20 protein-coding genes are annotated in these 13,245 nt (G+C 48.4%); 1 reads left to right on the top strand and 19 read right to left on the bottom strand.

Annotated elements, in window-relative coordinates:
- The first annotated feature begins 36 nt into the window (after positions 1-36).
- Positions 37-246, top strand: a complete 210-nt coding sequence (locus C1A02_RS09035; protein WP_101697875.1) for a hypothetical protein — start codon at positions 37-39, stop codon at positions 244-246.
- 95 nt (positions 247-341) lie between these two features.
- On the opposite strand, the gene C1A02_RS09040 is transcribed toward C1A02_RS09035, so the two are convergent.
- From C1A02_RS09040 to spoIIIAA, 19 genes are all read right to left on the bottom strand, one after another.
- Positions 342-1,262, bottom strand: a complete 921-nt coding sequence (locus tag C1A02_RS09040; protein ID WP_101697876.1) for a YitT family protein — start codon at positions 1,260-1,262, stop codon at positions 342-344.
- Positions 1,263-1,274: 12 nt separating this feature from the next.
- The gene (locus C1A02_RS09045) at positions 1,275-1,667 is read right to left on the bottom strand and encodes a Mini-ribonuclease 3 (protein ID WP_101697877.1); all 393 of its coding nucleotides are present in this window, start codon (positions 1,665-1,667) and stop codon (positions 1,275-1,277) included.
- A 15-nt stretch (positions 1,668-1,682) separates the two neighbouring features.
- Complete coding sequence (gene obgE, locus C1A02_RS09050; protein ID WP_101697878.1) at positions 1,683-2,954, bottom strand: GTPase ObgE; 1,272 nt, start codon at positions 2,952-2,954, stop codon at positions 1,683-1,685.
- Between the two features lie 101 nt (positions 2,955-3,055).
- A complete protein-coding gene (gene rpmA, locus C1A02_RS09055) occupies positions 3,056-3,340 on the bottom strand; it encodes a 50S ribosomal protein L27 (protein ID WP_101697879.1) in 285 nt (94 codons plus the stop codon).
- Positions 3,341-3,344: 4 nt separating this feature from the next.
- Positions 3,345-3,665: a ribosomal-processing cysteine protease Prp gene (locus C1A02_RS09060; protein ID WP_101697880.1), complete on the bottom strand. Its 321-nt coding sequence runs from the start codon at positions 3,663-3,665 to the stop codon at positions 3,345-3,347.
- 2 nt (positions 3,666-3,667) lie between these two features.
- Positions 3,668-3,976, bottom strand: a complete 309-nt coding sequence (rplU, locus tag C1A02_RS09065) for a 50S ribosomal protein L21 (protein ID WP_101697881.1) — start codon at positions 3,974-3,976, stop codon at positions 3,668-3,670.
- A 134-nt stretch (positions 3,977-4,110) separates the two neighbouring features.
- Positions 4,111-4,998, bottom strand: a complete 888-nt coding sequence (locus C1A02_RS09070) for a polyprenyl synthetase family protein (RefSeq protein WP_101697882.1) — start codon at positions 4,996-4,998, stop codon at positions 4,111-4,113.
- A complete protein-coding gene (xseB, locus tag C1A02_RS09075; RefSeq protein WP_101697883.1) occupies positions 4,995-5,201 on the bottom strand; it encodes an exodeoxyribonuclease VII small subunit in 207 nt (68 codons plus the stop codon). The genes C1A02_RS09070 and xseB overlap by 4 nt, the downstream gene beginning before the upstream one ends.
- A gap of 3 nt (positions 5,202-5,204) precedes the next feature.
- Positions 5,205-6,359: an exodeoxyribonuclease VII large subunit gene (gene xseA / locus C1A02_RS09080; RefSeq protein WP_101697884.1), complete on the bottom strand. Its 1,155-nt coding sequence runs from the start codon at positions 6,357-6,359 to the stop codon at positions 5,205-5,207.
- Entirely contained in the window at positions 6,356-7,282 is a 927-nt protein-coding gene (locus C1A02_RS09085) for a tRNA (adenosine(37)-N6)-threonylcarbamoyltransferase complex transferase subunit TsaD (protein ID WP_101697885.1), read from the bottom strand. The genes xseA and C1A02_RS09085 overlap by 4 nt, the downstream gene beginning before the upstream one ends.
- Entirely contained in the window at positions 7,275-7,697 is a 423-nt protein-coding gene (nusB, locus tag C1A02_RS09090; protein ID WP_101697886.1) for a transcription antitermination factor NusB, read from the bottom strand. Before nusB ends, C1A02_RS09085 begins: the two co-directional genes overlap by 8 nt.
- Positions 7,698-8,125: 428 nt before the next feature.
- Positions 8,126-8,716, bottom strand: a complete 591-nt coding sequence (locus tag C1A02_RS09095; RefSeq protein ID WP_101697887.1) for a SpoIIIAH-like family protein — start codon at positions 8,714-8,716, stop codon at positions 8,126-8,128.
- Positions 8,717-8,739: 23 nt separating this feature from the next.
- On the bottom strand, positions 8,740-9,336 hold the full coding sequence (locus C1A02_RS09100) for a SpoIIIAG-related protein (protein WP_101697888.1): 597 nt from the start codon (positions 9,334-9,336) through the stop codon (positions 8,740-8,742).
- Positions 9,323-9,805, bottom strand: a complete 483-nt coding sequence (locus tag C1A02_RS09105; protein WP_101697889.1) for a stage III sporulation protein AF — start codon at positions 9,803-9,805, stop codon at positions 9,323-9,325. The genes C1A02_RS09100 and C1A02_RS09105 overlap by 14 nt, the downstream gene beginning before the upstream one ends.
- The gene (locus tag C1A02_RS09110) at positions 9,802-10,938 is read right to left on the bottom strand and encodes a stage III sporulation protein AE (protein WP_101697890.1); all 1,137 of its coding nucleotides are present in this window, start codon (positions 10,936-10,938) and stop codon (positions 9,802-9,804) included. Before C1A02_RS09110 ends, C1A02_RS09105 begins: the two co-directional genes overlap by 4 nt.
- A 3-nt stretch (positions 10,939-10,941) precedes the next feature.
- Positions 10,942-11,331 carry a SpoIIIAC/SpoIIIAD family protein gene (locus tag C1A02_RS09115; protein WP_101697891.1) on the bottom strand — a complete coding sequence of 130 codons (390 nt, stop codon included), beginning with the start codon at positions 11,329-11,331 and terminating at the stop codon, positions 10,942-10,944.
- A 5-nt stretch (positions 11,332-11,336) separates the two neighbouring features.
- Positions 11,337-11,531, bottom strand: coding sequence for a stage III sporulation protein AC (spoIIIAC, locus tag C1A02_RS09120; RefSeq protein ID WP_101697892.1), 195 nt, complete (start codon positions 11,529-11,531; stop codon positions 11,337-11,339).
- A gap of 16 nt (positions 11,532-11,547) precedes the next feature.
- Positions 11,548-11,988, bottom strand: a complete 441-nt coding sequence (locus C1A02_RS09125) for a stage III sporulation protein AB (protein WP_243577975.1) — start codon at positions 11,986-11,988, stop codon at positions 11,548-11,550.
- Positions 11,975-12,988: a stage III sporulation protein AA gene (spoIIIAA, locus tag C1A02_RS09130; RefSeq protein WP_101697893.1), complete on the bottom strand. Its 1,014-nt coding sequence runs from the start codon at positions 12,986-12,988 to the stop codon at positions 11,975-11,977. The genes C1A02_RS09125 and spoIIIAA overlap by 14 nt, the downstream gene beginning before the upstream one ends.
- Positions 12,989-13,245: the final 257 nt, after the last annotated feature.

A 13,245-nucleotide genomic window follows, 5' to 3' on the forward strand; every position in this document is an offset into this window, starting at 1 on the left:
AATGGATAACAATATGTCAGGAAGGGGGTGAATTTTTTGGATAAGAAATATGAGAAAACAAATAAAGTCCAGAATTCCAACAGCAGCAACGCCATCCAGAATTCTAACAGTAGCAATGCTATTCAGAATTCCAACAGCAGCAACAAAGCAAACAACTCCACTCAGCAGAAGAAAGATTCTTCTTACAGCAATTCCCATAAGAACGACAACTACAGCAATGTAGACTCCAGTAGCAATTGCCGCTAAGTACAAAAACACTTTCAGAGCAGACGGTTTTGCCCTTCATCAAAACCGTCTGCTCTACTTTTATGCCCGAAGAATTCCATTCGAAAACAGCTCTGCTATTCTTCTTTCTTTTTTTTGCGCAGTAAATCCCGAACGGTCTTTTCTTCTCTTCTGATTTCTCGGAATCCCTCTCCGGTAATCTCTCCCGCATCACTGATAATCATAAAGGCACTTCGGTCGATCATCCACACAATGTCTGTCACCTTGCTGACTTCATCCCGCCGAACAGCACAAAGAAGGGCTTCTCCCTCCCGATTGCTGTAACCACCGCGGGATTTTAGTGCAGTTACACCGCGATCCAGCCGAGACATAATTTCAGTAGCAATTTCGGGATTTTTTTCCGAAATAATCAGCAGCATTTTTCCGGTGCCGACATCCGCACCATACAAAATGCTGTCTATCAGTCTGGTAGAAACAAAAATAACGATAAATGCATACAATGCACTTTCCAGACTGCGATAGACGCAGCCGGCAAACAAAATCACCAATGCATCCACAGCCATCATCAACTGCCCAATGGAAAGGTGCCGCAGCCTGCGCTCCAGCAATCGTGCAATCATGTCCGTTCCGCCGGTGGTAGCACCGCGCAGCAAAATTAATGAAAGACCGACGCCCTCTAAAACACCGCCAAACAGCGCTGCCAGCATATGATCGCCGGAATACACCGGAAGCATAGGCGAAAGCAAGTCAATGGTCACAGAGCAAACAAAAGTAGCCACAATCGTTTTTGCCACCATTTTATAACCCAGTTCCCAAATCGCCCAAAGGAACACCGGTATGTTAATTAAAAACAACATGGTTCCAATGGGAGTGCCCAACAGATAGTTAAGCACGGTGGCCAAACCCGTAATTCCACCGGGCGCAATTCGATTCGGTGCGGTAAAACAGTTGATCGATAGCGCAAAAAGAACGCTGCCGAGCACAAAATAAATCATATCAATTGCTAGAACCTTGCGATGCTTTTTTATATCGCCCATATTCGAACACCCTCACTCTTCGCAGATCAAGGTAAAAAATTGACGCAGACGCGCCAATTCTCCTTTCAGATACAGATAGCCAAACAGAGATTCCAGCGCAGTAGCCGCATGATAATCGGCTGGGCTGGAATTTTTAGGGACATGAGACACCTTCGCATTTCTTCCGCGTCGGTATACTGCCTCTTCCTCTTCTGTAAGTATTGGCAGCAGCTTTTGTGCCGCCTGCGCCTGAGCGCTGCTGCAAACCTGCGCTACCGCGTTTTTATGAAGCGTGTTGACCGGACAATTGGCCTTGCAGACCAAACGTTCCCGAACAAACAGTTCAAATACACCGTCCCCCACAAATGCAAGGGTTAAAGGACTCATCTGGCGCGGATCACAATCCGTCTCTAAAAAACGTTCCAAACAGCCAGTCCCTCCCTATTCTACAAAATCAAATTCCAGATCATACATGCTGACGGTATCGCCTTCCGACGCGCCCGCCTCTCGCAATGCATCAATCACACCGCTGTTGATCAATACACGCTGGAAATATTGCAGGGATTCATAGTCGTCAAAATTGATGGAGCGCAAAAGCTGTAACAACCATTCGCCTTCCACCACAAAAATGCCGTCTTCATTATGAATGGTGACTGCACCGGCCTGAGCGGGATCCATTTCCACCACAGGAACCGGATCCGGTTCAAACCGCACTACAGGCGGCAGCTGAGAAAGCTTTTCCTGAATGCGTTTGAGCAGCGGATCCACATCGTGACGAATCGCAGCCATAATGGGGAAAAAGTCATAGCCCTGCTCTTCCACAAATTTTTGAAAATCCTCGATTTGCTCATCGGTCGCCAAATCGCATTTGTTGCCGACCACCAACATGGGGCGCTGGGAAAGTTCATCATTAAACTTTTTCAGTTCCCGGTTAATGGTTTCAAAATCTTCTTTGGGATCGCGGCCTTCACTTCCCGAGATATCTACCATATGCACCAGCAAGCGGCAGCGTTCCACATGGCGCAGGAACTGATGCCCCAATCCGGCGCCTTCTCCGGCGCCCTCAATCAGGCCGGGGATATCCGCCATGACAAAGGATTGTCCTTCTCCCATAAATACAACACCCAACACCGGGGTCAGGGTTGTAAAATGATAATTTGCAATATTGGGCTTGGCTTCGCTGACGACCGAAATCAAAGTGGATTTCCCCACGTTTGGGAACCCCACCAGACCTACATCTGCCAAAAGCTTTAATTCCAATTGCAATTCAAAAGCTTCGCCCGGGTGCCCCGGTTTTGAAAAACGGGGTGTCTGCCGGGTGGGTGTGGCAAAATGAGAGTTTCCCCATCCGCCCTTTCCGCCTCTGGCAATAATTTGCGGCTCATCTGTAGAAAGATCCGCCAGCAATCGTCCGCTTTCCAAATCACGAACCAAAGTACCTTGAGGAACTCGAATGATTAAATCTTGCGCACCTCTTCCAGAACACCGTTTTCCGCTTCCGTTTTCTCCGTTAGAGGCAGCATATTTTCGTTTGTACCGGAAATCTGCCAAAGTGGATAAATTCGTATCCACCTGAAATACAATATTTCCGCCGCGGCCGCCGTCTCCGCCATCAGGCCCGCCGGCCGCCACATATTTTTCCCGATAAAAGCTGACAGCTCCGTCTCCGCCGTCACCTGCTTTTACTTTAATTTTCGCAACATCTATAAACATAATGCGTTACAGCTCCTTAATTGTTCCAGCTTAGTATAGACCTGATGATATCAAAAAATCCCGGGAAAATCCCGGGATTTTGGTTTTAGCTGTAAAACGAATTACTGCTCAACAGCGTAAACGCTGACCTTTTTGCGATCGCGTCCCAAACGCTCAAACTTCACTTTGCCGTCAACCAATGCGAAAAGAGAGTCATCAGAACCTCTGCCCACATTGTTTCCGGGGTGGATGTGAGTGCCGCGCTGTTTCACCAGAATGTTGCCGGCTAACACGAACTGACCGTCTGCACGTTTCACACCAAGACGCTTGGACTCAGAATCACGTCCGTTCTTGGTGGAACCCATTCCCTTTTTATGTGCAAAAAGCTGAATATTTATCTTTAACATAACTTTACACCTCCGTATAACTTACCGTAATATTTTCGGGATATTGCTCTTCCAGCCCCAACAAGTGAAGCTTTAACCCTTGCAGCAAACTACGGCACAAAAACACCGATTTTTCTTCTGTCTGCAAAGACATTTCGCCTTCAGAAACAGAAACCTGTGCGTCCACCTGCACCACATCGGTAATGGCATTCGCCGTCAGATAAGCCGCGGAAGAAACCGCTGCGCACAGAATATCGGAACCGCTTTCGTCTTGTCCGGAATGTCCCGTGATTTGGAACCCTAAGAGTTCACCGTTTGGCTGCTGCAAAAAACAAACCTGAATCATAATTAAGCGTTAATGGCTTCGATTTGAACCTTGGTATAGGGCTGTCTGTGGCCCAACTTACGCTTGGAACCCTTTTTGGGCTTGTAAGTGAAAACGGTAATTTTCTTAGCTTTTCCGGTTTTCAAAACCTTGCCGGTCACACTGGCGCCATCCACAAAGGGGCTGCCAATTTTCAGACCTTCTTCACCGCCCAAAGCCACAACCTTAAAGTCAACGGTGGTGTCTTCCGCAGCTGCAAGCTTTTCGATATAAACAACGTCGCCGTGCTCTACCTTATACTGCTTGCCGCCGGTCTCAATCACTGCATACATATAGAGTAATCCTGCCTTTTTTTAAGTCTCGCTATCCCGGGCGGACCAAAGTCACTTAAAAAGCCCGTAATATGCGGCCTACCAATATTATCATACTGTGTCAAAATTGTCAAGATTTATGAGGACAATTTTGATTAATTTTGTCTTACCGACAGCTTTCTTGCCAGCTCTTTTAAATAACCGGTATCCCCGTCAAACGGCTCTAATGCCGCCACCGCTTCTTCGGTCAGTTCCCGAACTGCTTTTTTTGCGCCTTCCAACCCCATCAGAGATACATAAGTGCTTTTTTGATTCAAATTGTCCATGCCCACGTTTTTGCCTAAAAGGGTGCTGTCACCGGTTACATCCAGAATATCATCCATAATCTGAAACGCCAGACCAAGACACTTTGCATATTCCTCGGCGGCTCTTTGCTGCCGAACACCGGCTCCCCCGATGATGCACCCCATCTGCGCTCCAGCTAAAATCAATGCTCCGGTTTTGCGTTCGTCCATGGTGCGAAGTATGGCAAGAGAAATTTGTTTGCCTTCCGAAGCCAAATCGATCACCTGTCCCCCCACCATGCCCCGTGCACCCGCCGCCCGGGCCAAAGCACCCGCGGCAGAAGCTGCTTTCGATGCACCCGCCATGCGGATCGACTGGGGGGAAAGCATGGTTTCAAAAGCCAGAGTCAGCAAAGCGTCCCCTGCCAAAAGAGCAGTGGATTCCCCATAGACACGGTGATTGGTGGGTCTGCCCCGCCGCATTTCATCATCGTCCATACAAGGCAAATCATCATGAATCAAAGAATAGGTATGAATCATCTCCACCGCACAGGCGAAAGGAAGCGCCGCTTGTATTTTTCCACCGCATAAGCGGCAAAATTCCAGCGTCAAAATGGGACGAATCCGCTTGCCGCCGGACAACAGGCTGTATTCCATAGACAAAAACAATTCTTTCTGCAGATCATCGCCCCCGGGCAAAAACCGGGTTAGCGCCTCTTCCAGCATATCAATATATTGTTCCTGACGATTCATGCTCACTCTCCGTGCCTTTCTTCAAATTGCGAAATATCTTTTATTTTTTGTTCTGCCGTTTGCAGTTTTTCATAGCAAAATGCAGAAAGCTTTGTTCCTGTTTCAAACAACTTCAAAGATTCATCCAAAGAAGCCTCTCCGCTTTCCAGCCGGGCAACAACCTGGGAAAGTTCCGTCATTGCTGCTTCAAACGTCATATTCTTTTTCATAGATTAGTCCTCCCCTGCTGTGCGGTTCGTTTCCACTTTCGTTACGGTGCAAGAAATGGTTCCATCCTGCAAAATCAAAGACAGCGAATCCCCTTGCGTTATCTTTTCTGTGGTTTTAACCGTTCTTCCCTGAGCATCCAGCGCCACGGTGTATCCCCTTGACAGCACTTTCAGCGGACTGAGCGCCTGCAAGGCTGCGGATTTTTCAGCCAGCTGCATTTTGCCGGTTTCCAATTCTCTGCCCATTTTGCGCGTCAGCCGATCCACCATCTGATCCACACGCATCCGGTGCATCTCCAGCCCCAAGGACTGGCACATTCGTTGCCGCGCACCGGCAATGGATGCGGCCAGTTCGCGAACATCCGGTACTGCCAGCTCTGCCGCTGCGGACGGTGTGGGAGCCCGCAAATCCGCCCCAAAATCGCAAATGGTAAAGTCTGTTTCATGCCCCACAGCAGAAATCACCGGAATTTGGGAACTCGCCACGGCTCTTGCCACAATCTCTTCATTAAAGGCCCACAGATCCTCAATAGAACCGCCGCCGCGCCCCACAATCAAAACATCGGCGCAGTCAAGTCGGTTAAAACGTGCTACTGCTTCGGCAATTTGTTCCGCCGCCCCGGCTCCCTGCACCTGAACCGGACAAAGAACCACTTCTGCCAAAGGATACCTGCGCCCCAAAATCTGCTTAATATCCTGCACCGCCGCGCCGGTGGGCGATGTGACAACCCCCACCGCCTTAGGGAACTGCGGAAGCGGCTTTTTACGGGAAGCATCAAATAATCCCTCGGCAGCCAGTTTGGTCTTCAGCTGCTCATAGGCCAGATTCAAAGCACCCAAACCATCCGGCTGCATATCGTCCACATAAAGTTGATATTGCCCGCTTTGCTCGTAAATAGTCACTCGTCCCCGAACAATCACCTTCATTCCATCTTGTGGAACAAAGCGCAGCCGCCGTGCCTGAGGCGCGAACATCACCGCGCGCACCACGCATTGGCTGTCTTTTAACGAAAAATACAGATGCCCGGATTTATAATGGTTGGTAAAATTAGAAATTTCCCCGGAAAGAAACACCGAAGAAAGATTTTGATCCCCATCCATCAGGGCTTTTAAATACCGGTTCAGCTGAGATACCGTCAGAACTACGGGAGCACTCATCTGTTTCCCTCCTTAATGGATGCCAAAATGGCGGCACCGGCCGCATTATCGGCAGAAAACTCTGGGGAAGCAAATGCCGCACCATACTTTTCCGTCAGTGCCTGACGAATGATGGAGTTGGACATCACCCCTCCCGCAAATAAAACCGGGAGCCCCTGATATTCCTGTTGCAGACATCCACACATTGCATCCAGTGCCATAAGCAGCGACATCAGACAGAACCGGGCAATATCTTCTTTTGAATGCCCTTTTTCCAGCATAGATTTACACTGGTTTTCAATCCCTGAAAGAGAACAATCACAGCCGCGAAGCACCGGACGAATGCGAAACTGTGCGTTGCTTTTCAGCGCCAGCTGCTCTAACTGCGGACCTGCCGGAAAAGGCAGCCCTAACATGACGCCTACCCGGTCTACCGCTTGTCCCCCTTTTAAATCCAAAGAAGATGCCACCAAACGTGTCCGAATCAAATGCTCTTTATCGGGCTGCACCAAAACTGCCTCGGTGGTTCCCCCCGATACATGAAAGGCCAGAAAATCCTTTTGCAGAAATTCCAGCCGATCGGCGGAATACAAAGCCGCCGCAATATGATTTTCTTGATGGGAGCAAGGATGCAAGGGGATTCCAAATGCATTTGATAAAACCTTTGCCGTACCGAATCCCACCGTAAAACAAGGCATGTACGATCCTTCTACCGAACGAGGGCGCGTCGAAACCCCAATCGCTTTGAGCGGCCCGCCCAAAAGCGGCTCTAAAATTTCCGGAAGCTGCTGCACATGATGAAATACCGCATCGCTCTGGCGCAGCCCCAACTGACCTTCCTTCACCGGCAGCAGCCGCTTGGAATGGCGGACAGAGTGTTCTAGCGAATACAATGCAGCAGAAGTCGTATAATTGCTGGTGTCGATTCCCAAATAGTTACTCATGGGATTCTTCCAATTCTTTGGCAATCGAGCCTAAAACGCCGTTGATAAAAGGAGCATCCTCACTTCCACCATACTTCTTGGCTAAATCCACAGCTTCATTAATCGAAACGCTCACCGGGATGCTGTCTTCAAACAGGATTTCGTAAATTGCCAGGCGCAAAAGTGCAAAAGAAACCTTGGAAAGGCGCGTCATAGACCATCCCCGGGTATTTTTGCTGATCTTATCGTCCAATACTGCATTGTTTTCTTCCACCCCGCTGGCCAGCTTGGCCGCGAATTCAGCAACCCGAACCTCAGCGGATTCTTCTGCCGCATCGATAATTTCCTCAATAGTGTTCTGATTGATTAGTTGCTGAAATATCAGAACAAAAGCCTGTTCTCTTTCCCCACGCCTTGTCATTTTGCCGTGACTCATAGTTTGTCCTCCAAACATATTTCTTCTTCCTGCTGCGGTTATTCTATCCCAAAAAAATAGCCCTCCAACAGGATGTGGAGGGTTTTATTCGATCCGCTTTTCATTCCCTTTTCAAGCTTCGAACTCACAATTCCGGCTTCAAGCCATCTTTGCAAAATCCAATGAAATCAAATCAACCCGCTTCATATCGCAAATGAGATATAATGTTGTAAGTATACCATATTTTTGGACACTTGCAAACAATTAATACATTGGATTACGCAAGAAATCACAAAGCGGATTCCATCGAATTGCAAAAGATTTTAAAAAGTCGTCCAATTGGACGACTTTTTAAAAGAACAGCGGCGAATGTTATGTTTGACCCATAACATTCGCCGCTGTTTGAATAATAAAAGTTTATGTTTTTAAAAAATCACTTTTGCCCTATGCTACTTTTTTTCAACAATGTTAATCTTATCATAGGCGATTCCGGCCTGACCGCCGACAATATCTTTAATCGCAATCGCTTCGTTGGGCAGCAATCCTTCGGTACGCACTACCACACGGCATTCCTCATTCTGGATAAACACCATACAGTCTGCAAAGCCCTTGGCTTTAATCAAACTTTCGGCATTGCTTTCCTGAATGATATTTTGGGCAATGTCAGCAGCCTTTTCAATGGATTCCTTTTTGGCTGCATCATTTGCAGAAGCATCCTGCAATACCTTTTGCAGCATTTCTACAGAAGCATCCCTTGATTTTTGGCGGGAAAGCTTTGCCTCAGTAAAGTACTCATCCACTTTTGCTGCGGTTTCCACCGCTTGTGAGGAAGAGGACGCAGCGGACGAAGAAGCCGATGAGGATACCGCGCTGCTGCCTTTTCCGTTTACCAGCTGCGCAGCCCCTAGCTCACCGCCCGACGTCAATGTATCTGTGGCTATCAGGGGTTCTTCCCCCTGGAACACCCAATTTAAATAGACAGCGGCTCCCAGCGCGACCACCAAAGACGCAAGCACCAGCTGACGTTTTCCAATACCCATAAGACAATTCCTCCTGTTTCTTCTTATTTTGCTTTTATCACGCACACCCGCGCAGAGGAAAGGTTTAGCGCGGTTGTGACCGCATCAATGATATCTTTCTGCACTGCCGGCTGATTTCCGCCCTCACATACAACGACTACCCCCTTCACGATCGGCTCGACCTCTGTTACGGCCAGCGCCTGCTGCGAGCCGTCGGAACCCTTTACCAGAATATACTTGGTTTCGCGGCTGTCGTTCGCCTGATTTTTAATGGTTGCGTTTGCTGCCTGATCCTGTGTGCTTTGGGTCACCTGTTTTTCTTCTGTGGCGTAAACATACTGGGTGTTCCGTTCCAGCGTGACAAGTACCTTTACCGACCCCGCCCCGTTAATGGTGCCGATGAGCTCAGTCAGGCTTTGCTCCACCTGCTGCGTGTATTCCTGAGCAGAGGTTTTCTGGGGTTCTTCCACCACCGCATTTGTGGCCTTGGCATCTCGGTTCTGGAACAGTCCCGAAAGAAAAATAAGGGCAATTCCCAAAAATCCCAATACCAGAATAATTTTGCGGTAAGTATCATTTTCCGCCAGCTGCTGAAGCCAAGAAGCTCCGCCTTTCTTTTTTTCCGTTTCACGTGCCGACATCGGCCGTCACCTCCGTTTTCAGTCCCAGTTCCCGCTCTAAAAGCTTTTGTGTTTCCTGCAGTTTCCCCAATTCCTTTTGGTCAAGGCTGACAAACACTTTAGTAATTGATATGCTGCCGTCTTCATTTGTATCCATATTTAGAGTAACATTTTTACATTGAATTCCATTTTGAGCCAGCTGGCTGATTACTACGGTGCGCACTGCATTTTCTGCTGCCCGGACTGTCTGCTGGTTCACCGTATCCTGATATTGAATGTTTGGCGTCAAATCATCGTGTGCAGCAAAGGCTTCCACTTCAAAATGATGAACCAAGCGGCCCACCGGAACCAAAATGCTGCAAATAATAAAAGCTCCAATGACCAAGCGGGTTACCTTTTCCATAGAACCCCCGGGGATCAGATACTGCAAAATGGACGCGGCCAAAGCAGCCATGACGATAATCGAAGACCATTCTCTGACTCCATTCATACAGTTCCCCCTCCTATCGCCATCATCAGTACAGTTGAAATCATCAGAATAACCAAACAGCACAAAATAATGGAAAGCAGAATTTGAATCACCTTCATGGCCGAGCGAAGCAAAGAAGACATCTCTTTCAGTTCAAAAATATCCCCCACCGCAGAACAAATTGTTAAGGTAAAAAGCCAAATCAAACATTCCAAAATTGCGGGAAGAAAAATAGCCCCCGTAGCCAAAAGCCCAAAAGCCCCCACCCCGGATTTCAAAAGCTTGACACAGCTTTGAACACTGCCGATGGCATCCCCCAAAGCGCCGCCCACCACCGGCACAAATGCGCTGACGACAAATCGGATGGTTTTGGCTCCCGCACCGTCCGCAGCCGAAGACACAACGGTCTGCATGGTTAAAAGACCAGAAAATAAAGTCATACAGAAAGTAAGAATCCACTTCACGACCTTGCTGAACACATCGCAAAGCCCATTTAAATTCATGGCAGGAGAAACAGCTGATACCACAGAAAACGCCAGAAAGATATTTAAAAGGGGAACCAGAACAGTGGAAGCAATCACAGTAATTACATTCCCTGCACCCACCATCAGAAGATTATAAGAGCCTGCCGAAACAGGCTGCCCCCCCGCTATCATAATCCCGGTCAGAACAGGCAAGCTGGCCAGCAGAAATCCGGCAGCCCCTTTGATCACAAATGCTACGTTTTCAATGCAGGTAACAATAGGTTGAATGACAACCGTGCAGATGCACAGTGTTCCCACCATACCGATAACGCCGCCCAAGGGACGATCCCCAAACGTCAGCTTCATGCCATTCATTAAAGCACAAAGCAAAATGACTGCCAAAACAGACATCAAAGCCCGCAGCGGTGCGGCGCTTTGATTCATAGCCGCATCACTGATCTGTGAAAGAATGATTTCCGGCGTCAGGTTCAGAATGCTCTGCCAGTCCGGCGAAGGCACCCCCATGCCATCCAGCATCTCGCGCGTTTCTTCCGGCAGTTCTTCCGGCAGCTGCGCGGCGCCGCTGTCATCGTATTGCTGCTGGTAGTAATCCTCCGGAACAATGGATTGAGCATGAACCGGAACCATAAAAGCCATAATAAAAAATAAAATGCAAATCAGTTTTTTCACATTCTACCCTCCTATCAGCGCAAGCGCCGTAGAGGCAATCTTTTCAAACAAAGGCAGTGCAAGAACCACAATAGCCAGCTTGCCTGCCAATTCTACTTTTGAAGCCAGAGCGCTTTCCCCTGCATCCCGACAGGAGTCCGCCGCAAACTGGGCCAAAAAACAAATTCCAAGGGTTTTAAAAAGAATTAACGCATATTCCCCCGGCAACTGGGTTGCTGCCAAAAGACTGTTGATCTGGCGGATTGCAGGAGCAATATTGGCAAGGATCTGCACCAGAATGATAACGCCCGCCGTAATGCTGATAACGATGGAATATTCCTGATTATATCGGCGCAGCATTACGGCGATCACGGCGGAAACAAGGGCCAGTCCGGCAATTCCAATGATATTCATAACGGCTACAACCCGAAAATGGATTTAATCGTTTTGAACAGCAGATCGATCTGCTCAATGACCATCATCAATACCACAATCAAACCCGCCAGAGTTGTCATCAGCGCCTGTTCCTCGCGCCCGGAGCGAATCAGCAACTGGTTTAATACTGCCACGATAATGCCGATTGCGGCAATTTTAAAAATTAAATCTACTTCCATTTTCGCTTCCTCCGTTTTAACTCAGCACGAGTGCCGCCGCGATTCCGCCGAACAGCCCCAACATACAATAAAGCCGTGCCTTTTTTTCTTTTTCTTCCCTTGCCTCAGTCAGGGCATTGCTGATAAAGCCAAGATAAAGCTGGCAATGGGCTAGCTGCCCCTCTAAATCGGTCATTCCGAAGCCCCGGCCAAAATCCCGTATGTAATCCAGATCCTGCGCCTTAAGGCCCGTCGCCGTCATTCCATCTTGAATTCCGTGTTCCCATGCCTGTGGAAAAGTTTCTCCCTGACGGCAATACTGGCTGCATAAAGCCAGAAACTTTTGGTTCTTACCATGCTTTTCAACAATCCGTTCCACGGGCATGGCGGAATAACGGATTTCTGCCCTGGCGGAGGAAAGAAAGGAAAAAAACGCTTCCAGTTCTTTGACCCGTCTGCCCAGTTTATGCGATTCCATATAACCCGCCAGAGTACAAGCTGCTGCCACTGCCAGAATCCCGATTAATTTGACCAAGAAGCTCACCAACCTTATAAATTCCTTTGATTTTACCCGGCTGTGCCGCACTGTCCAAAAGGACTACCGTGCGGAACGCTCCGGTTTCCAAAAGCCGGCGGACTTGCCTGCGGCGCAAAAGGTCCCCGGCCGAAGAAGCATGCACACTGACGATAATAGAAACACCCGCATTTACCACTTCTTCCACTGCAGCCGTTTCTTTTTCTCCCCCAAGCTCGTCACACAAGATAATTTCTGGCGAAAGGGAACGGATTGCCTGTAGAATTCCCTGGCTTTTGGGGTAACCGTCCAGAACATCACAGCAGCATCCCAAATCATTTTGGGCATCGCCCTGATAGGTGCCTGCCAGTTCGCCCCGTTCGTCTATCACCACAATTTTCCGGGGCGGAACTTCATCCCCGCAAGAAAGCTGACGAGCAATATCTCGTAAAATCGTTGTTTTGCCGGTGGAGGGGGCTCCCGCCAAAAGAATCCCCCGCAAAATTTCGTCCCCCACTTTAGTCAGAATATCATCCGCTGCCCCCTCCACCTGTCTGGCAACCCGAATATTAAAGGAAGAAATGTCACGAAGCCCGGTGATTTCCCCCTGCTCCAGAACGGCTGTGCCGCAAATGCCCACCCGGTGCCCGCCCCGGATGGTAATAAAACCGTTTTTGATTTCATTTTGATGGGTATAAACAGAATGGCTGCATAGATTTTGAAATGTTTCATCCATATCTTCACGAAAAACGGTGATTCCCTCCTGAGGAATCCGACTGATTCCGTTCCCGGTTACAAAAAAGCTTTGCACCCCGTTAAAAATAGAAATCGGACGGTTCACCCGAAGCCGTATCTCCTGCGCGGATTCTTTGATATGCTCCGGCAGATCTTCTAAAACGGGCTTGAGCCGCCTGCTGACCGGCTGAAGCGCTGTATGAAAAGCACTGGTGGAATTCTGTTTCATGTTACTTGTCCCCCCTTGCTATCATAAATATGGACAACACCCAAAAGTTAGAACAAAAAATGAAAGAGATTTCTCTTCTCTTCCAAACGCTTAGGCGATGCCAACGAACCTTTAAAAAAGAAAAAGACAACCTTGTAACCGTATGGCAAAATAAAGTTACTACAACTAAATTCACCAAAGGTTACAAGGCTGTCCGAAAAAATCGACAACCAAACAAATCAGCACGTAAGTGAGCAATCAAGGTAAAAGGATTCCGT

The sequence above is a fragment of the Clostridium minihomine genome, from assembly GCF_900240385.1.
GTDB classification, from domain to species: domain Bacteria; phylum Bacillota; class Clostridia; order Oscillospirales; family Acutalibacteraceae; genus Faecalispora; species Faecalispora minihomine.